Source organism: Pseudomonas sp. WS 5532 (assembly GCF_012985445.1).
GTDB lineage: Bacteria > Pseudomonadota > Gammaproteobacteria > Pseudomonadales > Pseudomonadaceae > Aquipseudomonas > Aquipseudomonas edaphica.
Genome location: NZ_JAAQWK010000009.1, coordinates 135,578 through 161,837, shown reverse-complemented (window position 1 = coordinate 161,837; position 26,260 = coordinate 135,578). Strand labels below are relative to the sequence as shown.

General features: G+C 58.4%; 22 protein-coding genes. 11 read left to right on the top strand and 11 right to left on the bottom strand.

The features are described 5' to 3' along the window. Position 1: 1 nt before the first annotated feature. From HBO23_RS17295 to HBO23_RS17265, 7 genes are read left to right on the top strand one after another with little or no spacing between them, the layout of a single operon-like run. Positions 2–463, top strand: coding sequence for a serine acetyltransferase (locus tag HBO23_RS17295; RefSeq protein ID WP_026013606.1), 462 nt, complete (start codon positions 2–4; stop codon positions 461–463). 16 nt (positions 464–479) lie between these two features. Further along, positions 480–2,102 (top strand): O-antigen ligase family protein, encoded by a 1,623-nt coding sequence (locus HBO23_RS17290; RefSeq protein ID WP_170038949.1) that lies wholly within the window; start codon positions 480–482, stop codon positions 2,100–2,102. After that, positions 2,102–3,943 carry an asparagine synthase (glutamine-hydrolyzing) gene (asnB, locus tag HBO23_RS17285; protein ID WP_169985675.1) on the top strand — a complete coding sequence of 614 codons (1,842 nt, stop codon included), beginning with the start codon at positions 2,102–2,104 and terminating at the stop codon, positions 3,941–3,943. Before HBO23_RS17290 ends, asnB begins: the two co-directional genes overlap by 1 nt. A 60-nt stretch (positions 3,944–4,003) precedes the next feature. Next, on the top strand, positions 4,004–5,632 hold the full coding sequence (locus HBO23_RS17280) for a heparinase II/III family protein (RefSeq protein WP_170038947.1): 1,629 nt from the start codon (positions 4,004–4,006) through the stop codon (positions 5,630–5,632). Between the two features lie 7 nt (positions 5,633–5,639). After that, positions 5,640–6,818 (top strand): glycosyltransferase family 4 protein, encoded by a 1,179-nt coding sequence (locus HBO23_RS17275; protein WP_017136097.1) that lies wholly within the window; start codon positions 5,640–5,642, stop codon positions 6,816–6,818. Between the two features lie 2 nt (positions 6,819–6,820). Beyond that, entirely contained in the window at positions 6,821–7,780 is a 960-nt protein-coding gene (locus HBO23_RS17270) for an SDR family oxidoreductase (RefSeq protein ID WP_170038946.1), read from the top strand. Continuing rightward, positions 7,777–8,793 carry a glycosyltransferase family 4 protein gene (locus tag HBO23_RS17265; protein ID WP_170038945.1) on the top strand — a complete coding sequence of 339 codons (1,017 nt, stop codon included), beginning with the start codon at positions 7,777–7,779 and terminating at the stop codon, positions 8,791–8,793. The genes HBO23_RS17270 and HBO23_RS17265 overlap by 4 nt, the downstream gene beginning before the upstream one ends. A 60-nt stretch (positions 8,794–8,853) precedes the next feature. Here the strand turns inward: HBO23_RS17265 and HBO23_RS17260 are convergent, their stop codons facing one another. The 11 genes from HBO23_RS17260 to mtnA form a co-directional block, all read right to left on the bottom strand. Next, positions 8,854–9,081 (bottom strand): LapA family protein, encoded by a 228-nt coding sequence (locus HBO23_RS17260; protein ID WP_170038943.1) that lies wholly within the window; start codon positions 9,079–9,081, stop codon positions 8,854–8,856. A 19-nt stretch (positions 9,082–9,100) separates the two neighbouring features. After that, on the bottom strand, positions 9,101–9,394 hold the full coding sequence (ihfB, locus tag HBO23_RS17255; RefSeq protein WP_003172657.1) for an integration host factor subunit beta: 294 nt from the start codon (positions 9,392–9,394) through the stop codon (positions 9,101–9,103). A gap of 132 nt (positions 9,395–9,526) precedes the next feature. After that, on the bottom strand, positions 9,527–9,811 hold the full coding sequence (locus tag HBO23_RS17250; RefSeq protein WP_017136101.1) for a hypothetical protein: 285 nt from the start codon (positions 9,809–9,811) through the stop codon (positions 9,527–9,529). 161 nt (positions 9,812–9,972) lie between these two features. Beyond that, positions 9,973–11,667, bottom strand: a complete 1,695-nt coding sequence (gene rpsA / locus HBO23_RS17245; RefSeq protein ID WP_017136102.1) for a 30S ribosomal protein S1 — start codon at positions 11,665–11,667, stop codon at positions 9,973–9,975. A gap of 120 nt (positions 11,668–11,787) precedes the next feature. Then, entirely contained in the window at positions 11,788–12,477 is a 690-nt protein-coding gene (cmk, locus tag HBO23_RS17240) for a (d)CMP kinase (protein ID WP_169985669.1), read from the bottom strand. Continuing rightward, the gene (locus HBO23_RS17235) at positions 12,474–14,684 is read right to left on the bottom strand and encodes a bifunctional prephenate dehydrogenase/3-phosphoshikimate 1-carboxyvinyltransferase (RefSeq protein ID WP_262378197.1); all 2,211 of its coding nucleotides are present in this window, start codon (positions 14,682–14,684) and stop codon (positions 12,474–12,476) included. Before HBO23_RS17235 ends, cmk begins: the two co-directional genes overlap by 4 nt. Before the next feature lie 28 nt (positions 14,685–14,712). Further along, positions 14,713–15,825 carry a histidinol-phosphate transaminase gene (gene hisC, locus HBO23_RS17230; RefSeq protein WP_017136104.1) on the bottom strand — a complete coding sequence of 371 codons (1,113 nt, stop codon included), beginning with the start codon at positions 15,823–15,825 and terminating at the stop codon, positions 14,713–14,715. Positions 15,826–15,834: 9 nt separating this feature from the next. After that, a complete protein-coding gene (gene pheA / locus HBO23_RS17225) occupies positions 15,835–16,929 on the bottom strand; it encodes a prephenate dehydratase (protein WP_003172650.1) in 1,095 nt (364 codons plus the stop codon). Beyond that, positions 16,929–18,014, bottom strand: a complete 1,086-nt coding sequence (gene serC, locus HBO23_RS17220) for a 3-phosphoserine/phosphohydroxythreonine transaminase (protein WP_026013609.1) — start codon at positions 18,012–18,014, stop codon at positions 16,929–16,931. Before serC ends, pheA begins: the two co-directional genes overlap by 1 nt. A gap of 246 nt (positions 18,015–18,260) precedes the next feature. Next, entirely contained in the window at positions 18,261–20,924 is a 2,664-nt protein-coding gene (gene gyrA / locus HBO23_RS17215) for a DNA gyrase subunit A (RefSeq protein WP_017136106.1), read from the bottom strand. A 423-nt stretch (positions 20,925–21,347) separates the two neighbouring features. Next, positions 21,348–22,418, bottom strand: a complete 1,071-nt coding sequence (mtnA, locus tag HBO23_RS17210; protein ID WP_170038939.1) for an S-methyl-5-thioribose-1-phosphate isomerase — start codon at positions 22,416–22,418, stop codon at positions 21,348–21,350. Positions 22,419–22,527: 109 nt separating this feature from the next. Here mtnA and HBO23_RS17205 point away from each other — a divergent pair, with 109 nt between their 5' ends. The 4 genes from HBO23_RS17205 (at position 22,528) to HBO23_RS17190 (ending at position 26,216) form a co-directional block, all read left to right on the top strand. After that, positions 22,528–23,859: a TRZ/ATZ family hydrolase gene (locus HBO23_RS17205; RefSeq protein ID WP_170038937.1), complete on the top strand. Its 1,332-nt coding sequence runs from the start codon at positions 22,528–22,530 to the stop codon at positions 23,857–23,859. Positions 23,860–23,923: 64 nt separating this feature from the next. Next, the gene (gene ubiG, locus HBO23_RS17200; protein WP_003172645.1) at positions 23,924–24,622 is read left to right on the top strand and encodes a bifunctional 2-polyprenyl-6-hydroxyphenol methylase/3-demethylubiquinol 3-O-methyltransferase UbiG; all 699 of its coding nucleotides are present in this window, start codon (positions 23,924–23,926) and stop codon (positions 24,620–24,622) included. Between the two features lie 4 nt (positions 24,623–24,626). After that, the gene (gene mupP, locus HBO23_RS17195) at positions 24,627–25,298 is read left to right on the top strand and encodes an N-acetylmuramic acid 6-phosphate phosphatase MupP (RefSeq protein ID WP_099549098.1); all 672 of its coding nucleotides are present in this window, start codon (positions 24,627–24,629) and stop codon (positions 25,296–25,298) included. Between the two features lie 177 nt (positions 25,299–25,475). Beyond that, the gene (locus tag HBO23_RS17190) at positions 25,476–26,216 is read left to right on the top strand and encodes a YciK family oxidoreductase (protein ID WP_017136110.1); all 741 of its coding nucleotides are present in this window, start codon (positions 25,476–25,478) and stop codon (positions 26,214–26,216) included. Positions 26,217–26,260: the final 44 nt, after the last annotated feature.

Below are 26,260 nucleotides of genomic sequence, written 5' to 3'. Positions count from 1 at the left end.
CGTGAACGCAGTAAAACTTTATCGAGTTGGAAACTGGCTGCACCGGCGTCGAGTGCCGTTATTACCAGGCCTTGTTCGAAATGTGATTTTCCTACTGTTCAACTCTTACATTCCAATTACCGCAACGATCGGAAGGGGCACGATATTCGCCTATGGCGCGATCGGCGTTGTACTGCACGCAAATGCCAAGGTTGGCGACGGCTGTGTGCTGGGCCAAGGCATCACCATCGGCGCCGCTGAGGGTTATGTCACCAGCGAGATCAATCGCTGCCCCGTCATCGGTGACAACTGCTACATAGGGGCCGGGGCAAAGATCATTGGCGATATCGTCATCGGCAATAACTGTCAAATTGGCGCTTCAGCGGTCGTATTGAAAGACGTGCCTGATAATTCAATCGTTGTGGGAATACCCGCAAAAGTGATTGGACAAACAGCCAGCGACTATAAAGCCATACGCCCTTGAACAATGGAGTACCGCAATGCGTCAACCTGACTGCGTAAAAAATTCCATGGCGATCACGGCGGCAGCGCTCATCGCCATTTTATTTATGCTGGATCCTGGCGTGCTTTTCTACACGGCCATTATCGGCAGCGCTTTATTGGTATTGACGGCCATCATGTCGCCTTGGCTGGGTTTATTGGCGCTATTCCCATTGGCCTTTGCTCTCCACCCCGCGCCCACTTCGCTGGGCGCTCAGGAAGTGGCGTTTGCTGCCCTGCTGGTGGCGGTATTCCTCAGCGCATTGATCAAATTGCTCCGTACTCTGGGTTTTACATCGGTCCTGCGCCTGTTCGCCGCGCCATTGCTAATAGGCCTTGGGTTTCTAGTGCTGAACCTGGTTGTAGCGATGTACCACCATGTTCCGATGGCTGATTGGCTCAGAGGGGTCGTGCCCTTTCTGTTTATCTATGCACTGATCCCGATCTGCGCTCTTGTAGGCCGCGAAGAAAACAACGTTCGTTGGCTCGGCGCTTCGGTGGGAACCCTGATTTTATTGACCGCAGGCTACATCGTTTTCTATTACTTCTATCACGGTCTGTGGCAGCCGTACTGGACCCTTGAGGTCAACGGGGAGATGGTAAAAATCCCTTATGAAGAAGCGCTGCGCAACGTTAACGCACAGGGCCCAATGCGTGATCGCATCACCATGGTGCTGGCGCAAGCAACCGACGCGATCCTGCCGCTGGGCATGGTGCTCGGCTATGTCGTCGGCACGCTGACGCCTGACCGAAGGGTTGCATGGATCAGTGGCCTGATATCGCTGCTGTGCACAGCCGCCGTGCTGATCACATTCACACGAAGCATGCTGATCAGTGCATTTCTCGTCATTGGCTTGTTCGCGCTCTATACCTTTTTCGCGCGCAGGCACTTATGGCTAAAAGTGGTATCCGGCATTGTCATTCAAGCGCTGTTTTGCCTTGTGTTTATTTTTGCCACCGGCATGCAAGACGTATGGCTCGGGCGCATGAACTCCCTGGCGAATACTGCATTACCTATCGCAACCTCTTCCATTGCGTCCATGGGAGAGAAACACACGCAACCTGACCCTGCGGCGCCTGTAGCCTCCGAATCCAAGCCCGCTGCCAACGAGAAGCAGGACTTCAACGTCTCTTCCCGGGTACAGGAATATAAAATCGCCTGGCGCATGTTTCAGGACCACCCCGCGCTGGGCAATGGTATCGGGATCAAACACGAGATGCGCTGGGAGAGACCCGGCGGTGATTCATTCACGGAGTCAGTTGGCTATATCCATAACTGGCCACTGTACATGCTGATGGTCGGCGGCGTCTTAGGGCTGCTGATGTACATCACTGTCCTCGGTGCTCCCGTTTTATATCGGTTCACCACTCTAAAATCCGACCCCGCTCACCTCACCGTGATTCGCACGGCGGTCATAACGCTGGCGATCTACGGGTTGTTCTTCGCGGTGTTTCGCCTGATCTCTTTCAACTTACTGCTCGCAGCAGCTTGGGGCGTAATGCTGGCGCATAAGCATTCAAATCAAATGATGGGTACCGCCTTGCCTGACGGGCATACAGCGTCACTCTCCAACACCAGGCCGGAAACGGTCGTCAAAGACCCCAGGGAGACGTCGGTATAATGTGTGGCCTCAGCTTTTTTGCAGTCAAAGACGGTGTACCCGAGACCCAGGCCCAAATGGAAAAAAGCCTGGCGGTTACACGGCACCGTGGCCCGGATGCATCCGGCACCTATTTCGCCAGTGTCGCGGGCTATCAGGTAGGGCTAGGACACAACAGGCTGAGCATCCTGGATTTGTCACCGACTGGCAGCCAGCCGATGTTTGCCGACAATCATGGTGTAAGTATCGTGTTCAATGGCGAGGTGTTTAACCATCACGAATTGCGCCGGCAACTGATCGAAAAAGGCTATACCTTCAAAGGCACCTCCGATACCGAAGTTATCCTGCAATTGTACGTAGAACATCAAGAGCAGGCCTTTGCACTGCTTGAAGGCATGTTCACGTTTGTCATATTGGATGAGCCGCGCCAAAAAACCTTTCTGGTAAGGGACGTCGTTGGCATCAAGCCGGTGTATTGCTACACCGGCGTCGACGGCTTCTACGCCTGCTCAGAAATCCGCGGCCTGAAATGTTTTTCGCAGGTAAACACCGACATAGACCCTGATGATGTCTTTGAGTTTTTCAACAACGGCTTTCTCTACGAACCCAACACCGGCTACACATCCATCAAGAAACTGATGCCCGGTAGTTACCTGGCGTTCGACCTAGCAACCGGCAAGATGACAACCCAGCGTTACCAGAGCGCCATGAACTTCAAGACCGAGCAAAGCCTCGTGCAGGATGTGCGTTCTGCCGTGACGCGCCAATTGGAAGCGGACGTCCCGGTCGGGGTATTTTTCAGTGGTGGCGCAGACTCCAGCATCCTGGCAAGTTTCACCGGTGATGCTGACTTATTTTTTGCACAGTACGACGCAACGGACGACTCCGCTGTCGATACGAAGTTTTCCGCCAGGATCGCCGAACACCTTGGCAAAAAGCTGGTGGTCACGGAGATTCTCGACTCAGATATAGACCCCTTCGAGTCCATCGACTTCGTCGCTGCCAACACCGAAGAACTGGTATCCGACTATACGTTCTGGGCAACCTACCGCTTGTCCACCGAAGCCAGGAAAAGTGGATATACCGTCATGCTCAGTGGCATGGGCGGAGATGAGGCGTTTGCAGGTTACCCACGCTACACAGTACTCAAGCATCACACACTCATCAGGCTGCTGTATCCCGTATTAAGTGCACTGCTAAAACTCAAGTTATTTCCAAAGCGGCTCGACAAAAAGTTCGAACGGTTGGTGTCCTATGCTCAGGAAAACTATTGGCCCCTGGCGTATTCGCGCATGCTGGGGTACTTCTCCCGCCAAGAGTTGCAGGGCTTTTTTCGTGACTACAACGAGCTTGAACGACACTACAAGCAACGCCTGTCCGGCGTAATGGATCAGTACAGCGGCGCCGTTGAAGACAAAGTCAAATGTGCACAGCATTTTGACCAGACAGGCTTCTTGAGCCATAACCTGAGTGTCTCGGACAAGGCCAGTATGTTGGCCAGTATCGAACTGCGCGTTCCGTTGCTGGACGAGCGTGTGGTGGCCAGCGGTCTTGCAACCTCAAGTGCAGATTTGCTTAAAGGCGGAGCGCCAAAGGCCCCACTCAAACAGCTCCTGAAAAGTCTGCTTCCCGCCTCATTGGTTGATCGCCCCAAAACAGGCTTCAACCCACCTCTGGATGGCATTATTCAACGCATAGGCCAACAACGCCTGCTCGCCGAGTTCGAGCGCATCTACACCTATGTGGCCCGAGGAGAGGTGGAAAAATTAGTGAACAATCATTTTTCAGGCAGCGCAAACAACACCTACAAACTCTGGCAGGTGTTGTACTTCGAGCGCTGGCTGAAAATAAATTTCCCTTAACTGGCGTCAGTCAATACTCACTACTTTAACTTTCAAGTGACTGACCTAAGCAGGACGTTGATGCAACGAATAATCAAGCTCTACCACACCGTTAAAATGCTGCGATTGAAGCAGGTTGTTTACCGTCTTTACTATCGCTTCGCTAAAGTTCGGCCTTTTTCGGCACAAGGCTTTACCCGGCGCCCCGGAATTAACCTGGCGAAGGCTCCCCATTGGTGTGCCTCGCGCTTCGGTGCCGACGAACAGTTTGAATTCATGGGCCTGACGGCACCGATTGATTGGCACGATCAGACACGCCCGAAAATTTGGCAATACAACCTGCATTATCTGGATCATCTGGCCTCTTCAGGCGAAGACCGAAGAGACTTCGACACGCGCCTGGTCAACAGTTGGATCACAAACAACGCCCCCTTTCACGGATGCGGCTGGGAACCCTATACGCTCTCTTTGCGCATCGTAAATCTGATCAAGTGGATGCAACAACAACCGAGCCTGGAACCGCACTGGCTGGACAGCCTGGCTACACAGGCCTACGCGCTGTCTGAACAGATCGAATATCACATTCTCGCTAACCATTTGTTCGTGAATGGCAAGGCACTGGTGTTTGCCGGGAGCTTTCTGAACGGCGATCGGGCAGACAGCTGGCTGTCCAAGGGTTTGAAGATCCTTGATGAGGAAATCAAGGAGCAGTTTCTGGCGGACGGTGCGCACTTCGAACTTTCACCCATGTACCACGCGTCTCTTCTTTGGGACATCTGCGACCTGCTGAACCTGGCCACTCACTCCGAGCTGCCGGAACTTAACATTCGCAAAAACCAATGGAAGCACCAGATTGAGCAAGGCCTGGTCTGGTTACGCAGCCTCCAGCACCCGGATGGTGGCATTGCGTTCTTTAATGACTCGGCATTCGGCATTGCACCCACACTGCTCGATATAGAGGCGTACGCGTTTGAATTGGGATGCCGTGCGCCCAATGACATGCCCACCGCTACGATTGCAGCTGTACACCAGGCTGAAAGTGGCTACGTGGCGATCAATTTTGGCGATCAGTGCAAGGCATTGTTGAACCTTGCGCAGGTTGCGCCTGATTACCAGCCAGGTCATACCCATGCGGACACCCTGAGCTTCGAACTCAGCCTGTTTGGACAGCGCGTGTTCGTCAACTCTGGAACGTCTCAATACGGCGAAGACGCGGAACGTCAACGGCAACGCAGCACGGCAGCGCACAACACAATAGAAGTGAACGGTGAAAACTCATCTGAAGTCTGGGCCGGATTCAGGGTCGCACGACGCGCACGCACCTGCGTGGATAAGCTGGAACACACAGTCGACACCGTACGTGTCAGTGGCAGCCATGACGGCTACCTGCGTCTACCGGGGAAAAACCTGCACGCTCGTGAGTGGGTTGCGATGGCCGGTGAATTACAGGTGATAGATTCCGTCTCCGGCAAATTCGATCAAGCTGTATCAAGGCTATTTTTACACCCTGATATCCACACCACTCAACAAGGCAACACGGTAACGATCACCCTGCCCGGCGGTCAGGTCGCTGTCGCGACACTAGAGGGCGCAACCCGGATCAATGTGGTGTCTTCCACATGGCATCCGGAATTCGGCAAGTCTGTTCCCAATCAGTGCATCGTCGCTGAAATGTCGACAGACAAACTGACCACCCGCATAACCTGGTGAGGCTTACGTGAAACTTTTGATTTTGAGCTTTTACTACCAGCCTGATCTGTCAGCCGGTTCATTCCGCACGACAGCACTGGTAGACGCACTTCTGGAGCAACTCCCTGCAGACGCCCATATTGAGTTGATCACAACCCTGCCGAATCGCTACAGCTCCTTCAGCAGTCAAGCCCCGGAACTGGAGAAGCACCCGAGGCTCACCATCCGCCGAGTGGCCCTGCCTGGCCACAAGAGCGGGATGGTCGATCAAGCAAGAGCGTTTCTGGTGTATGCCAACGCTGCACGCAAGATTGTGCGAAACCAAGACTACGATCTTGTCTATGCGACTTCTTCACGCCTGATGACCGCTACGCTGGGAGCGGTGATCGCACGCACAAAACGAACGCCACTCTACTTGGATATACGCGACATCTTTGTCGACACGATCAAGGATGTGCTGTCCAAAGAAAAAGTCTGGTTGCTTAAACCCTTATTATCGCTGGTTGAACGTTTTACCATTCACTCGGCGCAAAAGGTCAACCTGGTCTCTGAAGGTTTTCTTCCTTACTTCAAATCACGCTATCCCGACCAACGCTACTCCACCTATACGAATGGCATCGATGGCGAATTCCTGGATGCGCAACCCGTCGCTGAAGAAAAGGTGCCCAGCCCGATCCTGGACATTGTCTATGCGGGAAATATCGGTGAAGGCCAGGGGCTGCACAACATTATCCCCCAACTGGCCAAACAACTTGAAGGGAAGGTGCGATTCCGCGTGATCGGCGACGGAGGCCGGATCGAGCTGTTAAAACAAGCCATTGTCACTCACGCCTGTACTAACGTTGAACTCTTGAAACCGGTCAAGCGCGAACAATTGATCGAGGCTTATCAGTCGGCGGATGTGCTTTTCCTGCATTTGAACGACCACGACGCCTTCCGCAAAGTCTTGCCATCAAAAGTCTTTGAATACGCTGCACTGGGCAAACCGATCTGGGCGGGCATCTCTGGTTACGCAGCCAGTTTTGTCTCTGAACATATTGAAAACGCTGCCGTGTTTGCGCCGTGTGACGCCGCCGCAGGGATCCAGTCCTTCAAGACTCTCAATATTATGACGCGCCCGCGCCATGCCTTCGTCGAGCGTTTCGCGCGTGGCCGCATCATGCGCGAAATGGCGAAAGATGTTCTTTCACTCACAGGAACTCCTTGATTATGCAAATCCTCCTGACGGGAGCGAGTGGCTTTGTCGGTAGCGGGTTAATCGCGCCACTGCTTAAACGCCAGCACTCGATTACCGCTGCTGTACGCGAGCTCAAGGCCGATCTTGATACGCGCGTCAACCAGCGCCTTATCGGCGGGCTATCCGACGATCAGGATTGGCAGTTGTTGCTCGAGAGCCAAGAAACGGTGATCCACCTGGCCGCCCGGGTCCATGTCATGAGTGACGCATCCACCGATCCACTTGCCGAATACCGGCGGATCAATGTCGAAGGCACCTTAAACCTGGCCCGCCAAGCGGCGGCTGCCGGGGTTAAGCGCTTTATATTTATCAGCTCGATCAAGGTCAATGGCGAGAGCACGGCGACTGGCGTGCCGTATACGGCTGACGGTCCCACAACCCCTACCGACCCTTACGGCATCTCCAAAAAGGAAGCAGAGCAAGGCCTGCGAAAACTGGCTTCTGAAACTGGCATGGAAGTGGTGATCATTCGTCCCGTATTGGTCTACGGACCCGGCGTTCAAGCGAACTTCCTGAGCATGATGCGCTGGTTGCATAAAGGCCTGCCCTTGCCCTTTGGCGCCGTGAACAATCGACGCAGCCTGGTTGCCCTGGACAACTTGATTGATTTGATTGTGACGTGCACCGAGCACCCCGCTGCCGCCAATCAAACCTTCCTGGTCAGTGACGGGGAGGACCTCTCGACCACAGCGCTTTTGCGTCGAATGGGAACGGCTCTGAACAAGCCCGCACGCTTGCTACCTGTGCCGAGTTGGTTGCTGCAAACCGGCGCCACTGCGCTGGGTCGCCGGGCACTCGCTCAAAGGCTATGCGGCTCCCTGCAGGTCGATATTGGCAAGACCCGCGAACTGCTGGGCTGGACACCGCCGAGCAGCGTTGACCAGGCACTGAGTAAAACAGGTAAACACTTTTTGGAACGGCAAACTAAATGAATATGTGGTGGTTGTTACCGGCTGTGACGATTGTCGCACTCCTTTTAACGGGGGCCTTGCGTCATTACGCTCTGGCTCGAAGCCTGATCGACATCCCGAATGCGCGCAGCTCGCACGTCGTGCCTACGCCCAGGGGCGGTGGTGTCTCGATCGTCGTCAGCTTTCTGTTAGCGCTATTGCTGACTGCCTGCCTTGGCCTGATTACATGGCCACTCACGTACGCATTATTCGGCGCCGGGACCGGCATCGCGGTATTGGGTTTTTTGGACGACCATGGCCATATCAGCGCACGTTGGCGCCTGCTAGGGCACTTTATAGCCGCGGCATGGGCACTGTTCTGGATCGGTGGCCTGCCGCCGCTGGTGGTGGCGGGATTCGCCGTCGACTTGAGCTGGATCGGCCATATGCTGGCAGCGGTCTACCTGGTATGGCTGCTGAACTTGTATAACTTCATGGATGGAATTGATGGAATAGCCAGCGTCGAGGCTATTTGCGTATGCCTTGGCAGTGCGCTGCTCTATTGGCTAACAGGTCATGAGCTGATCGCGTTTACACCGTTATTACTGGCGTTTGCAGTGGTTGGCTTCCTGTATTGGAACTTCCCAAAAGCCCGCATCTTCATGGGCGATGCGGGCAGCGGGTTCCTCGGCATCACGCTGGGGGTGCTGTCGCTGCAAGCGGCCTGGGTCTCGCCGCAGCTACTGTGGAGCTGGCTGATCCTGCTGGGTGTGTTTATCACTGATGCGACATGGACCTTGCTGCGCCGCCTGCTCAGAGGCGACAAAGTCTATGAGGCCCACCGCAGCCACGCCTACCAGTTCGCTTCTCGCCAGTTCGGTAAACACGCACCCGTTACCCTGGTGGTAGCGGCAATCAACATTGGATGGCTGTTACCTATGGCGCTGCTCGTGGGCAACGGCACGTTGGATGGCTTTCTGGGACTGCTGGTGGCCTATCTGCCGCTGATAGCGCTGGCCGTAAAGTTCAGGGCTGGAGAGAAAGAACCGAATTGAACCAGTGCAAAGGGGCGGCGATCGCCTCCCCTTCCTTCCACTCATCAATAGTGGCCAGGATCAAACTCGAGTCTTGCGCCGCGCCCTGGCAACCCACGCCATCAGTGGGCCAATAACCATTCCGACCAATAAAGCGAGCACTACGAAAACAGAAATTGGTAACTGCGGGGCTGCCCAACTCAGAAACTGCAGAGAAACCGACTGTTGATTTTCCAGCACAAATGCCACGATGCACAGCAGCAGCACCAACACTACCAGCATTGCAATAACACGCGTCAATCTACTCATGCCCACTCCCTCACGAGTATCAAACCTCGTCTTCATCCTCATTAACTCGATCGCGCAATTCCTTGCCCGGCTTGAAGTGAGGCACAAACTTACCGTCAAGGCTGACGGATTGCCCGGTTTTCGGGTTGCGACCCACTCGCGGTGCACGGTAGTGCAGGGAGAAACTGCCAAAACCACGGATCTCAATCCGATCCCCGGTAGCCAGGCATTGGGACATCTGTTCAAGCATAGTCTTGATAGCCAGCTCTACATCCTTGGATGAAAGCAGCCCTTGATGGGTGACAATTCGTTCGATCAACTCCGACTTCGTCATATTTTTCCCTTCTTTTTCAAGCAGCTAGGAAAAGCGCTTCGAAGGTTTTAGCATGACTTGGTGAATTTGAACAGCCCACCTGCCAACTTATCTGCAGCATAAACGGATACCCGGAACACATGCTTGACCCCCTCAATTACAGATCACCAACATGGTACGAGTGACAGCGCCGGCAGGGTTCCAGCCGAACAGATAGTCACCCTCCTCGTCCTTGGCATCACTGGATCGGGTGATGACCTTGTAGCCCTGCATCTTGCACTCCCGGGCAGCGCGCTTCTCACACTTGTCCCAGTTGCTGCCAAGGCCCGAGCAATCGATCTCAATGCCGCTGACGCCGCGCTTGGCGTGGGTTTTGGCACTGGTGGCAGTGCAGCCGGCCAGCAGCACCACTGCGAATAAAACGATAAGCCTGTTCATTCAAATCCTTATTGAAACAACAACACAGCGGAGCATTTGTTAAGAACTATAGTCAGCTCTGACACTGGGCTGCACGCCTTGGTTCTAACTTGTTGATTCAACGAATTTCAGGCACAAAAAAGGGCGACCGAAGTCGCCCTTTTTCTATGGTCTGACAGAACTTAGTTCTGCTTTTCCATTTGTGCACGCAACAGGTCGCCCAGAGTGGTCGGACCCGAAGCGATGTCAGAGGTAGCTGGCTTGTCGCGCAGGCTCTGGATTGCTTCTTTCTCTTCGATCTCGTCCTTGGACTTGATGGAGAGTTGGATCACGCGGCTCTTGCGGTCAACGCTGATGATCTTGGCTTCTACTTCCTGGCCTTCTTTCAGAACGTTGCGCGCGTCTTCAACGCGGTCACGGCTGATTTCGGAGGCTTTCAGAGTCGCTTCGATATCGTCGGCCAGAACGATGATGGCGCCTTTGGCGTCAACTTCTTTCACAGTGCCTTTAACGATTGCGCCTTTGTCGTTCTCTTGAACGTACTCGGAGAACGGATCGCTTTCCAGTTGCTTGATACCCAGGGAGATGCGCTCGCGCTCTGGGTCAACCGACAGGATAACGGTGTCCAGCTCGTCGCCCTTCTTGAAACGACGAACAGCTTCTTCGCCCACTTCGTTCCAGGAGATGTCGGACAGGTGAACCAGGCCGTCGATGCCGCCGTCCAGACCAATGAAGATACCGAAATCGGTGATCGACTTGATGGTGCCGGAGATTTTATCGCCCTTGTTGAACTGGCCAGAGAAATCTTCCCATGGGTTAGATTTGCACTGCTTGATGCCCAGGGAGATACGACGACGCTCTTCGTCGATGTCCAGAACCATAACTTCCACTTCGTCGCCGACTTGTACGACTTTCGAAGGGTGGATGTTCTTGTTGGTCCAGTCCATTTCGGAAACGTGTACCAGGCCTTCCACGCCCTCTTCCAGCTCTGCGAAGCAGCCGTAGTCGGTCAGGTTGGTAACGCGCGCGGTTACGCGAGTGCTTTCTGGGTAACGAGCTTTGATAGCAACCCATGGATCTTCGCCCAGCTGCTTCAAGCCCAGGGAAACGCGGTTACGCTCACGATCGTACTTCAGAACCTTGACATCGATCTCGTCGCCAACGTTGACGATTTCGGAAGGATGCTTGATACGCTTCCAAGCCATGTCGGTAATGTGCAGCAGGCCATCGACGCCACCCAGATCGACGAATGCGCCGTAATCGGTGAGGTTCTTGACGATACCTTTGACTTGTTGGCCTTCCTGCAGCGATTCCAGCAGAGCTTCACGCTCGGCGGAGTTCTCTGCTTCCAGGACGCTGCGACGGGAAACGACAACGTTGTTGCGCTTCTGGTCGAGTTTGATGACCTTGAATTCGAGTTCTTTGCCTTCCAGGTGCGTGGTGTCGCGCACAGGACGAACGTCGACCAAAGAACCTGGCAGGAACGCACGGATGCCGTTAACGTCGACAGTGAAGCCGCCTTTAACCTTACCGTTGATAACGCCCTTGACCACTTCTTCAGCTGCGAAGGCTGCTTCGAGAACAATCCAGCATTCAGCGCGCTTGGCTTTTTCACGGGACAGCTTGGTTTCACCGAAACCGTCTTCAACCGAGTCCAGAGCAACGTGAACTTCGTCACCGACATTGATAGTCAGATCGCCAGCATCGTTGTAGAACTGTTCCAGCGGGATCAGAGCTTCAGACTTCAGACCAGCGTGAACGGTTACCCAGCGAGCTTGGTAATCGATATCAACGATAACACCGGTGATGATGGAGCCTGCCTGAAGGTTCAGGGTTTTTAGGCTTTCTTCAAAGAGTTCCGCAAAGCTTTCGCTCATTTTAATTCCTGTTGATAAGGGCGAAGAATACGCCCATCTCCACACCCCAGACGGTGTGGGTCAGTTTCAGTTAAAAGAAGCCACCGCAGGACTATGACTGGTCCCCTGCGGCCTTCTTGATCACCCGGCGATATCGCGAATGGCGATTTCACTCAAGATGCGTTCCAGCACCTGCTCGATGGACAACTCCGTGGAATCCAGCTGTATGGCGTCAGCCGCCGGCTTTAGCGGGGCTACCGCACGCTGGGTATCACGCTCATCGCGTGCACGGATCTCATCTAGCAGACTCGACAGACTAACACCATCGACTTTGCCCTTCAACTGCAAGTAACGGCGGCGAGCACGCTCCTCGGCGCTGGCGGTCAGGAAAACCTTCAGCGGCGCCTCGGGAAACACCACGGTACCCATGTCACGGCCATCAGCGACCAGGCCCGGCGGCTCCTGAAACGCCCGCTGGCGCTGCAGCAATGCGTCACGCACGGCCGGCAGAGCGGCAACCTGGGAGGCCCAGGAGCCGACTTGTTCGTTGCGCAGGTCATCGGTCACGTCATCACCCTCAAGGATGATGCGCTGCGGATGACCTTCCGTCGCGCCGACGAACTGCACATCAAGGTGCGCCGCCAGCAGCTTCAGGGATTCTTCGTTGGTCAGGTCGACGCCATGGTTGCGTGCGGCAAAGGCCAGCAGGCGGTAAAGCGCGCCGGAATCCAGCAGGCACCAGCCCAGGCGCTTGGCCAGAATGCCGGCGATCGTGCCTTTGCCCGAGCCGCTTGGCCCGTCGATGGTAATCACCGGTGCTTTGATATTCACAATTGAGCCTCTTGGGCAACACGGATGCCGACGTGGGCACACAGTGTAAGAAAATTCGGAAAAGACGTAGCAACATTGGCGCAGTCACGGATACGAATCGGCGCGGCCGCCCGTAGGGAGGCCACGCTGAACGCCATGGCGATGCGGTGATCACCATGGGATTGCACTTCGCCACCGCCCATTGGGCCACCGTCAATGATAATCCCATCAGGTGTCGGTTCACACTTCACGCCAAGGGCCAACAGACCATCGGCCATGACCTGGATGCGGTCGGACTCCTTGACCCGCAGTTCTTCGGCGCCACGCAGCACGGTGCGCCCTTTGGCGCAGGCCGCCGCCACGAACAACACCGGGAACTCGTCGATCGCCAGCGGCACCAGGGCCTCGGGAATCTCGATGCCTTTTAACTCAGCGGCGCGCACGCGCAGGTCGGCAACTGGCTCACCGCCCACTTCACGCGGGTTTTCCAGGGTGATATCCGCGCCCATCAGCCGCAGGATATCGATCACGCCAGTGCGCGTCGGGTTGACGCCAACGTGCTCCAGCAGCAACTCGGAGCCTTCAGCAATCGAAGCCGCCACCAGAAAGAACGCCGAAGAGGAAATATCCCCCGGCACTTCTATATGTGTAGCCTTCAATGCATGGCCCGGCTCGACAGACGCCGTAGCCCCCGCCACGGCAACCGGATAACCAAACCCACGCAACATCCGCTCGGTATGATCACGGGTCGGCGCAGGCTCGGTCACCGAGGTCTTGCCCTCGGCATACAACCCGGCCAGCAACAGGCAGGACTTCACCTGCGCACTGGCCATCGGCATCGAATAGTCCAGGCCTTTGAGCGCCTGGCCACCGCGAATTGTCAGCGGCGGACGCCCATCCGGCCCGGTCTCGATCACTGCGCCCATTTCCCGCAGTGGCTTGGCCACGCGGTTCATCGGGCGTTTGGACAGCGATGCATCACCGGTCAACACACTGTCAAAGCGCTGCGCCGCGAGCAACCCGGACAGCAAACGCATCGACGTACCAGAGTTACCCAGGTAGATCGGCCCCGGCGCCGGCTGCAAACCGTGCAACCCCACACCATGGATCGTCACGCGCCCGTGGTGCGGCCCTTCAATCACAACGCCCATGTCACGAAACGCCTGCAGGGTTGCCAGGGCATCTTCGCCTTCGAGGAAACCTTCGACTTCGGTCACGCCGTCGGCCAATGAGCCCAGCATGATCGAGCGATGGGAGATCGACTTGTCGCCCGGCACCCGGATCTGCCCGCTCAAGCGGCCGCCCGGTTTGGCGAGAAAGGTCTGCTCATCGGCGTTCACAGCGGTTTCCATGTAGGCCCGGCGCGCCAGGATCTTGCTGAAATGCTCACGCGCCACCCGCGCACGGGTAAACACGCCCAATAATTGATGGCCATCACCCGCATCAACCGCATCGCGCAAGGCGTCGAGGTCACTGCGGAAGGTGTCCAGGGTGCGCAACACAGCTTCACGATTGGCGAGGAAGATGTCGTGCCACATCACCGGGTCACTGCCGGCAATCCGCGTGAAATCGCGAAAACCACCGGCGGCGTAACGGAAAATCTCAAGGTTTTCGTTGCGCTTGGCCAGAGAATCCACCAAGCCAAAGGCCAGCAAGTGCGGCAAATGGCTGGTCGCCGCCAACACTTCGTCGTGGCGCTCGACCTGCATATGCTCGACATCCGCGCCCAACTCGCGCCACAGACGATCCACCACCGCCAAGGCCGCCGGATCGGTCTGCTCAAGCGGGGTCAGAATCACCTTATGGCGACGGAACAACTGCGCATTGGACGCCTCGACGCCGCTCTGCTCGGAACCGGCAATCGGATGGCCCGGCACAAAACGCGCCGGCATGCCGCCAAAGGCGAGTTTGGCGGCGCGCACCACATTGCCCTTGGCACTGCCGACGTCCGTGAGGATCGCCTGGCCAAGGTCCATATCCGCCAGCAAGGCCAGCAACTTCTCCATCGCCAGAATCGGCACGGCGAGCTGGATCACATCCGCGCCCTGGCACGCCAGCGCCAGGTCTGCCTCACAGCGGTCCACCACGCCCAGCTCCACCGCCAGCTTGCGCGATTGCGGGTCCAGGTCCACACCGACCACCTCGCCACACAGCCCGCTTTCACGCAGGCCCTTGGCGAAGGAGCCACCGATCAACCCCAGGCCGACCACCACCAGGCGACCGATCATAGGCACAGCAGGTTGCAATGCAGTGACATCAACCACGAGCCAGAACCTTGGCCAACGCCTCCAGGAAGCGACTGTTTTCGGCCGGCAAGCCAATGGTGATACGCAGGTGGTTCGGCATGCCGTAGTTGGCCACCGGGCGCACGATCACGCCTTCGCGCAGCAGGCCCTGGAACACCGGCGCGGCGACTTGGCCGAGGTCCACACAAATGAAGTTGCCCTTGGAAGGAATCCAGCCCAGGCCCAGCTCACGGAAACCTTCCTGCAGCTGCAGCATGCCGCTTTCGTTGATGCGACGGCCTTCTTCGAGGTACTCGGCATCCTTGACCGCCGCACACGCCGCCGCCAACGCCAGGCTGTTGACGTTGAACGGCTGGCGCACACGGTTGAGCACATCGGCAACCACCGCGGTGGACAAGCCGTAACCCACGCGCAGCGATGCCAGGCCGTAGGCCTTGGAGAAGGTGCGCGACACCAGCAGGTTCGGGTAAGCCGCCAGGAAGTCCAGGCCGTCCGGCAGGTCGCTGCCTTCGGCGTACTCGATGTAGGCTTCGTCCAGCACCACCAGCACGTGCTCGGGCACGTCCTGCAGGAAGTCGTTCAGCGCCTGGGCGTCGAACCAGGTGCCGGTCGGGTTGTTCGGGTTGGCGATAAACACCACGCGGGTTTGCGCGTCGATGGCCGCCAGCATGGCCGGCAAGTCATGGCCCCAGTCCTTGGCAGGAATGACGCGGGCGTCAGCCCCCACAGCCTGGGTCACGATCGGGTAGACGGCGAACGCGTGCTCGCTGAACACCGCATTCAGGCCTGGCGCCAGGTACGCACGGCCGACCAGCTCAAGAATGTCGTTGGAACCGTTGCCCAGGGTTACCTGGTTCGGTTCGACGCGGCAGTTCTCGGCCAGCAGCGACTTGAGGGCGAAGCCATTACCGTCCGGGTAGCGGGTCAGCTCAGTCAGTTCCTCACGAATCGCCGCCAATACTTTTGGGCTTGGGCCCAGCGGGTTTTCGTTACTGGCCAGCTTTACGATCTTCGACGGGTCCAGGTTCAACTCACGCGCCAGCTCGTCCACAGGCTTGCCTGGAACGTAAGGCGACAGTTGTTGCACGCCCGGCTGAGCCAGGGCGAGGAAGTTGCCACTCATGTTAAAGCCTCACAAAACCGCTTTCGGGTAAGAGCCCAGCACCTTGAGTGCCACGGCTTCCTGACTGATTTTCTCCAGCACCCCTTTGACCAGCGGGTCGCGGTGGTGGCCGATGAAGTCGATAAAGAACACATAAGTCCATTTACCGCTGCGCGAAGGGCGAGTTTCGATTCGCGTCAGGTCAATCCCGTTATCGTGGAACGGCACCAGCAGCTCATGCAGCGCGCCGGGCTTGTTGCTCATGGAGACGATGATCGAGGTTTTGTCGTCGCCGGTCGGCGGCACTTCCTGGCTGCCGATCATCAAGAAGCGCGTGGAGTTATCCGGGCGGTCTTCGATTTTTTCGGCCAGGCGCGTCAGGCCATACAGGCCCGCAGCCATGTCACCGGCGATGGCCGCCGAATTCCACTCACCCTTGACCCGCTTGGCCGCTTCGGCGTTGCTGGACACCGCCACGCGCTCGACATTCGGGTAATGCGCGTCCAGCCACTTGCGGCACTGGGCCAGCGATTGGGCGTGGGAGTAGATACGGCTGATGCTGTCGGTCTTGGTGTTCTCGCCCACCAGCAGGTGGTGGTGGATACGCAGTTCGACTTCACCGCAGATCACCATGTCGTGCTCAAGGAAGCTGTCCAGCGTGTGGTTGACCGCGCCTTCGGTGGAGTTTTCCACCGGCACCACGCCAAAATTCACCGCACCGGCCGCCACTTCGCGGAACACTTCATCGATGGCCGCCATCGGTTTGCTGATCACCGCGTGGCCAAAATGCTTCATGGCCGCTGCCTGGGTGAAGGTGCCTTCCGGGCCGAGGTACGCCACCTTAAGTGGCTGCTCCAGCGCCAGGCACGACGACATGATTTCACGGAACAACCGCGCCATCTCTTCGTTGCCCAACGGGCCTTTGTTGCGCTCCATCACGCGCTTGAGCACCTGGGCTTCGCGCTCAGGCCGGTAGAACACCGGCACTTCGCCTTCAGCCAGGGACGCCATTTTCACGCGGGCGACTTCCTGTGCGCAGCGCGCACGCTCACTGATCAGCTCCAGGACTTTCTCGTCCAGGCTGTCAATACGTACACGCAGGGCCTTGAGTTCTTGCTCAGACATTAGCCGTGTTCCTTTTCGAACTCTGCCATGTAGGCAACCAGCGCGTTGATCGCGTGGATGTCGACAGCGTTGTAGATGGAGGCGCGCATGCCACCGACCGAACGGTGGCCCTTGAGGTTCAGCAGGCCACGTGCGTCGGCACCGGCCAGGAATGGCTTGTCCAGGCGGTCATCGGCCAGGCGGAACGGCACGTTCATCCACGAGCGGTCGGTGAGGTTGATCGGGTTGCTGTACAGGCCGCTGGCGTCGATGAAGTCGTACAGGGTGCGCTTCTTCTCTTCGTTGAGCTTGCCCATGGCGGCAACACCGCCCTGCTCTTTCAGCCATTCAAACACCAGGCCCGACAGGTACCAGGCGAACGCCGGCGGCGTGTTGTACATCGAGCCATTATCGGCCGCGACCTTGTAGTTGAGCATGGTCGGGCACAGCGAACGCGCGCGACCCAGCAGGTCTTCGCGGACGATGTTGACCAGGATGCCGCTCGGACCGATGTTCTTCTGCGCACCGGCGTAGATCATGCCGTATTTGGACACATCGATCGGACGCGAGAGGATGTCCGAAGACATGTCGCACACCAACGGCACGTCACCCACTTCCGGCACCCAGTCAAACTCCAGGCCGCCGATGGTTTCGTTGGCGACGTAGTGCACGTAGGCCGCGTCTTTCGACAGCTTCCACTCGTTCTGACCGGGAATGGCGAAGTAATCGTACGGCTTGGCGGTGCCCGCCACGTTGACGTGACCGTAGCGCGAGGCCTCTTCAATCGCCTTCTGACCCCAAATACCCGTGTCGATATAGTCGGCAGTGCCGTCTTCCGGCAGCAGGTTCAATGGGATCTGCGCGAACTGCTGGCTCGCGCCACCTTGCAGGAACAGCACTTTGTAGTTGGAAGGGATGTCCAGCAAGTCGCGCAGATCCTGCTCGGCCTTGGTGGCGATGGACACAAACTCATCGCTGCGATGGCTCATTTCCATCACGGAGAGGCCTTTTCCATGCCAGTCGAGGAGTTCACCCTGCGCACGCTGCAGGACTGCTTCAGGAAGCGCCGCGGGACCGGCACAGAAGTTATAGGCTCTCTTGCTCACATCCAATCTCACTCTGATCTGGTTGGGGCTGCAATCATGTTCGGCAACGGCCTTGCGCTGGCGCGAGCCCTTGTGGGAGCTGGCTTGCCTGCGATACAGGCACCTCGGTAGTTGCAGTGATACCGCGGTGATGCTATCGCAGGCAAGCCAGCTCCCACAGGGATCGAAGCCAGACCAAGGACATGTGTTTCAAAGGGGACACAAACAACAAGGGGGCGAATCTTCATCCGCCCCCTGTGTGTCCGCTTATTCCTGCGGTTCTTCTTCGTCTGCGGCAGCATCGAGGGTTGGCTCGTCGACGTTGTCATCGCCGGTTGCGATCACCTCGCCATCGAATACCGCACCGTCTTCGCCTTCCAGCTCTTCGCCTTCGACTTCCGATGGCTCCTGAACGCGCTCCAGGCCTACCAGCGTTTCGTCGCTGGCCAGCTTGATCAGCGTCACGCCCTGGGTGTTACGGCCCAGGCTCGACACTTCAGCCACACGGGTACGCACCAGAGTGCCCTGGTCAGAAATCAGCATGATCTCCTCACCATCAAGCACCTGCACCGCGCCAACCAGACGGCCGTTGCGGTCGTTGCTGACCATGGCGATTACGCCCTGGCCGCCACGCTTGTACTCCGGGAACTCGCTGATGGCGGTCCGCTTGCCATAACCACGCGCCGAAGCGGTGAGGATCTGGCTGCCTTCTTCCGGGATCAGCATCGAAATCAGCTTCTGCCCTTCCGGCAGACGCATACCGCGCACACCGCGAGCGGTACGGCCCATGGCGCGAACGTCGGATTCCTTGAAGCGTGTCACTTTGCCGCCATCGGAGAACAGCATGACTTCACGCTCGCCATCGGTGATGGCCGCAGAGATCAATACGTCGCCTTCGTCCAGCTCCAGGGCGATCAGGCCCACGCTGCGCTGGCGGCTGAAGGATTCCAGCGGAGTCTTCTTCACGGTGCCTTTGGCGGTGGCCATGAAGATGAAGTGACCTTCGGTGTATTCCTCAACCGGCAGCATGGTGGTGATGTATTCATCACTGTCCAGCGGCAGCAGGTTGACCAACGGACGACCACGGGCAGCGCGGGAGGCTTCCGGAATCTCGTAGGTCTTGAGCCAGTACACCTTGCCTTTGCTGGAGAACAGCAACAGCGTGGTGTGGCTGTTGGCAACCAGCAGGTGAGCGATGTAGTCCTCATCCTTCACGCCGGTAGCCGATTTACCTTTACCGCCACGACGCTGAGCCTGGTACGCAGCCAAGGGCTGGGTCTTGGCGTAGCCACCGTGGGAAATGGTCACCACACGTTCTTCTTCCGGGATCATGTCACCCAGGGTCAGGTCGAGGCGCGCATCGAGGATTTCGGTGCGGCGCACGTCGCCGTATTCGGCACGGATCACTTCCAGTTCTTCGCGGATCACTTCCATCAGGCGCACAGCGCTGTTGAGGATGCGGATCAGCTCGCCGATCTGGTTGAGAATCTCCTGGTACTCGGCCAGCAGTTTCTCGTGCTCCAAGCCGGTCAGACGGTGCAAACGCAGTTCCAGAATGGCCTGGGCCTGTTCCGGCGACAGGAAGTACTTGCCGTCGCGCAGGCCGTATTGCGGGTCCAGGGTTTCCGGACGGCACGAATCGGCACCGGCACGTTCAACCATCGCCACGACGGCGCTGGATTCCCACGGCATCTTGATCAGCGCTTCCTTGGCTTCCGACGGCGTCGGCGAAGCCTTGATCAGCGCGATCACCGGGTCGATGTTCGACAGCGCTACCGCCTGGCCTTCCAGGATGTGGCCGCGCTCGCGGGCCTTGCGCAGTTCGAACACGGTGCGGCGGGTGACCACTTCGCGGCGGTGACGCACGAAGGCTTCGAGCAGGTCCTTGAGGTTCAGGATGCGCGGGCGGCCGTCGATCAAGGCCACTACGTTGATACCAAACACGCTTTGCAGCTGGGTCTGGGCGTAGAGGTTGTTGAGGATCACCTCAGGCACTTCGCCACGACGCAGCTCGATCACCACGCGCATACCGTCTTTGTCAGACTCGTCGCGCAGTTCGGTGATGCCTTCGAGCTTCTTCTCTTTAACCAGCTCGGCGATCTTCTCGATCAAACGCGCCTTGTTCAGCTGGTACGGGAGTTCGGTAATGACGATCTGCTGGCGGCCACCGACCTTGTCGATGTCTTCGATCATCGAGCGGGCGCGCATATAAATGCGGCCACGGCCGGTACGATAGGCTTCGATGATGCCGGCACGGCCATTGATGATCGCGGCAGTCGGGAAGTCCGGACCGGGGATGTATTGCATCAGCTCATCGACGGTCAGCTCAGGGTTGTCGATGAGGGCCAGGCAACCGTCGATGACTTCACCGAGGTTGTGCGGCGGGATGTTGGTGGCCATGCCCACGGCAATACCGCTGGAACCGTTGACCAGCAGGTTGGGAATACGGGTTGGCATGACGGCCGGGATCATTTCGGTGCCGTCGTAGTTCGGCACCCAGTCCACGGTTTCTTTATGCAGGTCAGCCAGCAGCTCGTGCGCCAGCTTGGTCATGCGTACTTCGGTGTATCGCATGGCCGCAGCGTTGTCGCCGTCGACCGAACCGAAGTTGCCCTGGCCGTCTACCAGCAGGTAGCGCAGGGAAAACGGCTGGGCCATCCGAACGATGGTGTCGTACACCGCAGTGTCGCCGTGAGGGTGATACTTACCGATCACGTCACCGACAACACGGGCAGATTTCTTGTACGGCTTGTTCCAGTCGTTACCCAGCTCGCTCATCGCGAACAGCACACGCCGGTGCACGGGCTTCAAGCCATCGCGCGCATCAGGCAGTGCCCGACCGACAATTACGCTCATTGCGTAGTCGAGGTAGGACTGTTTCAGCTCGTCTTCGATATTGACCGGGAGGATTTCTTTGGCCAGTTCGCCCATGAGAAGCCTGATTCCTTTTTCGGGTGAAACCTCGTCACATCCATATGGGACGAACGAAGCTCGCCGTTGCTGGCAGAGTGCCTGACAACGACTTACGACAAATCAACGAGTTATGACACGGATCTGCACGTTATGGGCAACCCCTCGGGGCGGCCCTGGAAACCGCCGGATGTTATCACAATCGCCGCCACGCACCTATCCCCCTGATGCGCATGGAGGCTAGTAATTTGACGGATGACAGGCTTGAGGGGGACGAGAGAGGCTCAGAGCGGGGTGGGTGCTGTTTTTTGAGGCTGGATCCAAGGGTTTTATTGACTTACAGGGCCAATCGCGGGCAAGCCCGCTCCCACATGTTGGCCTGCGAGCACCGTAAGTGTGGGAGCTGGCTTGCCTGCGATAGCGATCCAACAGCCACCAAAGCCCTCAATGCAGGCGCTTACGGCACATCAACTTGGCCAGCTTGGCGGTATCAGGCCGTTCGACGATGCCTTTTTCGGTCACGATCACATCAATCAGGTCCGCCGGCGTCACATCGAAGACCGGATTAAACGCCGCAACCTCCAACCGCTGACCGTTAACCTCAAGCAACTCCGCCGCATCACGCTCTTCCAGGCTGACATCATCACCGGTGGCCATCATCAAATCGAGCGTTGAACTGGGCGCCACCACCATAAAACGCACGCCGTGGTGCATGGCACACACCGCCAATTGATAAGTGCCGATCGGGCCGACCACATCACCATTGGCCGCAATGCAGTCGGCGCCGACCACGACCCAGGTCACGCCCTTGGTCTTGAGGATATGCGCACCGGCCGAGTCGGCATTGACCGTGGCCGGGATACCCTCGCCCGCCAACTCCCAGGCCGTCAGCCGCGAACCTTGCAGCCACGGGCGGGTTTCGTTGACATAGACATGTTCGACCAAACCCTCGAGGAACGCTGCGCGGATTACCCCAAGGGCCGTGCCCACGCCGCCAGTGGCCAGGGCGCCCGCATTGCCATGGGTGAGGATCGCCTGGGCGTTGCCCTGGTGCTTGCGAATCCGTTCGAGGCCTAATTGGGCCATGACCAGGTTGGCTTCGCGGTCGCTTTCATGGATCGCAATGGCTTCGGCTTCCAGCACCGCCAGCGGGTCGGCGTGTTTTTTGACCCGATCCAGGCGGTCACGCATACGCTTCAAGGCCCAGAACAGGTTAGCGGCGGTCGGACGGCTATCGGCCAGCAATGCGTAGTCTTCTTCCCATGCCGCCTGCCAGTCACCGCCCTCGGCGATCCGCTCGCGGGCGGCCAGCACCAGGCCGTAGGCAGCACTGATGCCGATAGCCGGCGCGCCACGCACAGTCATGCTGCGAATGGCTTGGGCGACTTCAGCCGCCGAAGTGCAGGCCACCCAGGTTTCCCGCGAGGGCAAAGCACGCTGATCGAGCAGGTGCAGTGCGCCATCACGCCAATCGATGGCCTTCACTTTCTCTGCAGCTAACAGTCGGTCGCGCATCCCTTACCCCGCACTCATGAACAAAAGCCGCCGATTATAGCGATCCGCCAGCCAGGACGCTCGGGTATACTTCGCCCTTCTTTTATAGCTGCCTGGGAAGAAGCCTGCGATGACCTCCACTGCCGCCCCGCTCGACTTATTGCTGCTGCCAACCTGGCTGGTACCTGTCGAACCCGCTGGCGTGGTGCTCAAGGAGCACGGCCTGGGCATCCGTGACGGGCGCATTGCGTTTATCGGGCCACGGGCGGCGGCCTTGAAGCTGACAGCCAGCGAAGTGCGCGAGCTGCCGGGCATGCTGCTCAGCCCCGGTTTGATCAACGCCCACGGCCACGCGGCGATGAGCCTGTTTCGCGGCCTGGCCGACGATCTGCCGCTGATGACCTGGCTGGAAAAACACATCTGGCCCGCCGAAGCCAAATGGGTCGATGAAGCTTTCGTGCGCGACGGCACCGACCTGGCCATCGCCGAACAGCTCAAGGGCGGCATCACCTGCTTCTCGGACATGTACTTCTACCCCAAGGTCGCCAGCGACTGCGTACATAACAGCGGCATGCGCGCGCAGATCGCGCTGCCGATCCTCGACTTCCCGATCCCAGGCGCCAGCAGCGCTGATGAGGCGATTCGCCAGGGCGTGGAGCTGTTCGGCGACCTCAAGCACCACCCGCGTATCAAGATCACCTTCGGCCCTCACGCGCCTTACACCGTGAGCGATGAGAACCTGGAAAAAGTCCGCGTGATCGCCGAAGAACTGGACGCCGCCATCCATATGCATGTGCACGAAACCGCCTTCGAAGTGCAACAAGCCGTGGACAAGACCGGCGAACGCCCACTGGCGCGCCTGGGCCGTCTGGGCCTGCTCGGCCCACGCTTCCAGGCCGTTCATATGACCCAAATCAGCGAGGACGACCTGGCTTTGCTGGTAGAAAGCAACACCAGCGTCATCCATTGCCCGGAATCGAACCTGAAACTGGCCAGCGGTTTTTGCCCGGTAGAGCGTCTGTGGCAGGCTGGCGTGAACGTGGCCATCGGCACCGACGGCGCGGCCAGCAACAATGACCTCGACCTGTTGGGCGAAACCCGCACGGCGGCGATGCTGGCCAAGGCCGTCGCCGGCTCGGCCACTGCCCTGGACGCCCATCGCGCCCTGCGCATGGCTACGCTCAATGGGGCGCGTGCCATGGGCCTGGACAGCGAGATTGGCTCGCTCGAAGTCGGCAAGGCGGCAGATATCGTCGCATTCGATCTTTCGGGGCTGGCGCAACAACCGATCTACGACCCGGTCTCAACGCTTATATATGCCACCGGACGCGAGTGTGTGAAACACCTTTGGGTCGCCGGCAAGCAGTTGCTCGACGACCGGCGATTGACCCGCATGGATGAACAGCAGTTGACCGCCACGGCCATCGCCTGGGGCCAACGGATCAGCGGGCACAGCGAATAACGAAGGTCTTGAACCGCGCCGTTCAGGACTGAATAACCGATTTATCAGATTTAGAGGATTCACCATGAGCAACGTCGACCACGCCGAAATCGCCAAGTTTGAAGCCCTGGCCCACCGCTGGTGGGACCGCGAAAGCGAGTTCAAACCGCTGCACGACATCAACCCGCTGCGCGTCAACTGGATTGACGAGCGCGTCAACCTGGCCGGCAAGAAGGTGCTGGACGTCGGTTGCGGCGGCGGCATCCTCAGCGAAGCCATGGCCCAGCGCGGCGCCACCGTGATGGGCATCGACATGGGCGAAGCGCCGCTGGCCGTGGCCCAACTGCACCAGCTGGAATCCGGCGTGAGCGTCGAATACCGCCAGATCACCGCCGAAGCCCTGGCCGAAGAGATGCCCGAGCAGTTCGACGTGGTTACTTGCCTGGAGATGCTCGAGCACGTGCCAGACCCGTCCTCGGTGATCCGCGCCTGCTTCCGTATGGTCAAGCCGGGCGGCCAGGTGTTCTTCTCCACCATCAACCGCAACCCCAAGGCCTACCTGTTCGCGATCATCGGCGCCGAATACATCATGAAGCTGCTGCCGCGTGGCACCCACGACTTCAAGAAATTCATCCGCCCGAGCGAGCTGGGCGCCTGGAGCCGTCAGGCCGGGCTGACCGTCAAGGACATCATCGGCCTGACCTACAACCCGCTGACCAAGCACTACAAGCTGGCGAGCGACGTGGACGTCAACTACATGATCCAGACCCTGCGCGAGGAGTAAGCCTGTGAAGTTGCGAGCAGTTCTCTTCGACATGGACGGCACCTTGCTGGACACCGCGCCGGACTTTATCGCGATCTGCCAGGCCATGCGCACCGACCGAGGCCTGGAGCCGATCAACCCCCAGCACATCCGCGATGAAATTTCCGGCGGGGCACGGGCGATGGTCGCCGTGACCTTCTCGATGGACCCCGAATCCCCTGGCTTTGAAGCGTTGCGCCTCGAGTTCCTGGAGCGCTATCTCAAGGGCTGCGCAATCCACAGCAAACTGTTCGACGGCATGGCCGAGTTACTGGAAGACATCGAGAAATCCAAACTGGTCTGGGGCGTGGTCACCAACAAACCGTTGCGCTTTGCCGAACCGATCATGCAGCAACTGGGCCTGGCCGAGCGTTCGGCACTGCTGATCTGCCCGGACCACGTGAAGAACAGCAAGCCCGACCCCGAGCCGCTGATCCTGGCGTGCAAGATGCTCGACCTGGACCCGGCCAGCGTGCTGTTCGTGGGCGATGACCTGCGCGATATCGAGTCTGGCCGCGACGCCGGCACCCGCACTGCGGCGGTCACTTTCGGCTACATCCACCCGGACGACAACCCACGCAACTGGGGCGCCGACGTGGTAGTGGACCACCCGCTGGAGCTGCGCAAGGTGCTGGATAACGCACTGTGCAGTTGCTGATTGTTCGAGATACCCACTAGCACTGAGATCACTGTGGGAGCTGGCTTGCCTGCGATAGCGGCCTGCCAGCTAGCACTTGCGGTGACTGATACTCCGCCATCGCAGGCAAGCCAGCTCCCACGTGAAATGGATTCCACTTCAAGGCCTGTATCAGCTTGAATTCTGTCGAGGTTTTTTATGTTTGATTACTCCGCACGTCCAGAACTGCTCAAAGACCGGGTGATCCTGGTGACCGGTGCCGGTCGCGGGATCGGCGCGGCGGCGGCAAAAACCTATGCCGCCCATGGCGCCACCGTGTTGCTACTGGGCAAGACCGAAGCCAACCTGGCCCAGGTGTATGACGAGATCGAAGCGGCCGGCCAGCCGCAGCCGGTGGTGATCCCGTTCAACCTGGAAACCGCCCTGCCCCATCAATACGATGAGCTGGCAGCAATGATCGAGAAAGAATTCGGTCGCCTCGACGGCCTGCTGCACAACGCCTCGATCATTGGCCCACGCACGCCGATCGAGCAGCTTTCCGGTGAGAACTTCATGCGCGTGATGCACGTAAACGTCAACGCGATGTTCATGCTGACCAGCACATTATTGCCACTGCTCAAGCTGTCCCAGGATGCGTCGGTGGTGTTCACCTCCAGCAGCGTCGGGCGCAAGGGCCGGGCGTACTGGGGCGCTTATGGGGTGTCGAAGTTTGCGACCGAAGGCTTGATGCAAACCCTGGCAGACGAGCTGGAAGATGTGGCATCGGTACGCTCCAACAGCATCAACCCGGGCGGCACACGCACCAGCATGCGCGCCCAGGCGTATCCGGGGGAAAACCCGATGGAAAGGCCGGCACCGGAAGACATCATGCCGGTGTACCTGTACCTGATGGGGCCGGACAGTGCCGGGATCAATGGGCAGGCGTTTGATGCGCAGTAAGCACTGACACTGTTCACCTGAAACAACAGGGAACCCAATGTGGA

What these genes read in the sequence shown, in the direction of transcription:
- HBO23_RS17290 (WP_170038949.1), top strand. Translation starts at nt 480, where the DNA reads ATGCGTCAACCTGACTGCGTAAAAAATTCCATGGCGATCACGGCGGCA.
- asnB (WP_169985675.1), top strand. Translation starts at nt 2,102, where the DNA reads ATGTGTGGCCTCAGCTTTTTTGCAGTCAAAGACGGTGTACCCGAGACC.
- HBO23_RS17280 (WP_170038947.1), top strand. Translation starts at nt 4,004, where the DNA reads ATGCAACGAATAATCAAGCTCTACCACACCGTTAAAATGCTGCGATTG.
- HBO23_RS17270 (WP_170038946.1), top strand. Translation starts at nt 6,821, where the DNA reads ATGCAAATCCTCCTGACGGGAGCGAGTGGCTTTGTCGGTAGCGGGTTA.
- HBO23_RS17265 (WP_170038945.1), top strand. Translation starts at nt 7,777, where the DNA reads ATGAATATGTGGTGGTTGTTACCGGCTGTGACGATTGTCGCACTCCTT.
- HBO23_RS17260 (WP_170038943.1), bottom strand. Translation starts at nt 9,081, where the DNA reads ATGAGTAGATTGACGCGTGTTATTGCAATGCTGGTAGTGTTGGTGCTG.
- ihfB (WP_003172657.1), bottom strand. Translation starts at nt 9,394, where the DNA reads ATGACGAAGTCGGAGTTGATCGAACGAATTGTCACCCATCAAGGGCTG.
- HBO23_RS17250 (WP_017136101.1), bottom strand. Translation starts at nt 9,811, where the DNA reads ATGAACAGGCTTATCGTTTTATTCGCAGTGGTGCTGCTGGCCGGCTGC.
- rpsA (WP_017136102.1), bottom strand. Translation starts at nt 11,667, where the DNA reads ATGAGCGAAAGCTTTGCGGAACTCTTTGAAGAAAGCCTAAAAACCCTG.
- HBO23_RS17235 (WP_262378197.1), bottom strand. Translation starts at nt 14,684, where the DNA reads ATGATCGGTCGCCTGGTGGTGGTCGGCCTGGGGTTGATCGGTGGCTCC.
- hisC (WP_017136104.1), bottom strand. Translation starts at nt 15,825, where the DNA reads ATGAGTGGCAACTTCCTCGCCCTGGCTCAGCCGGGCGTGCAACAACTG.
- pheA (WP_003172650.1), bottom strand. Translation starts at nt 16,929, where the DNA reads ATGTCTGAGCAAGAACTCAAGGCCCTGCGTGTACGTATTGACAGCCTG.
- gyrA (WP_017136106.1), bottom strand. Translation starts at nt 20,924, where the DNA reads ATGGGCGAACTGGCCAAAGAAATCCTCCCGGTCAATATCGAAGACGAG.
- mtnA (WP_170038939.1), bottom strand. Translation starts at nt 22,418, where the DNA reads ATGCGCGACCGACTGTTAGCTGCAGAGAAAGTGAAGGCCATCGATTGG.
- HBO23_RS17205 (WP_170038937.1), top strand. Translation starts at nt 22,528, where the DNA reads ATGACCTCCACTGCCGCCCCGCTCGACTTATTGCTGCTGCCAACCTGG.
- ubiG (WP_003172645.1), top strand. Translation starts at nt 23,924, where the DNA reads ATGAGCAACGTCGACCACGCCGAAATCGCCAAGTTTGAAGCCCTGGCC.
- HBO23_RS17190 (WP_017136110.1), top strand. Translation starts at nt 25,476, where the DNA reads ATGTTTGATTACTCCGCACGTCCAGAACTGCTCAAAGACCGGGTGATC.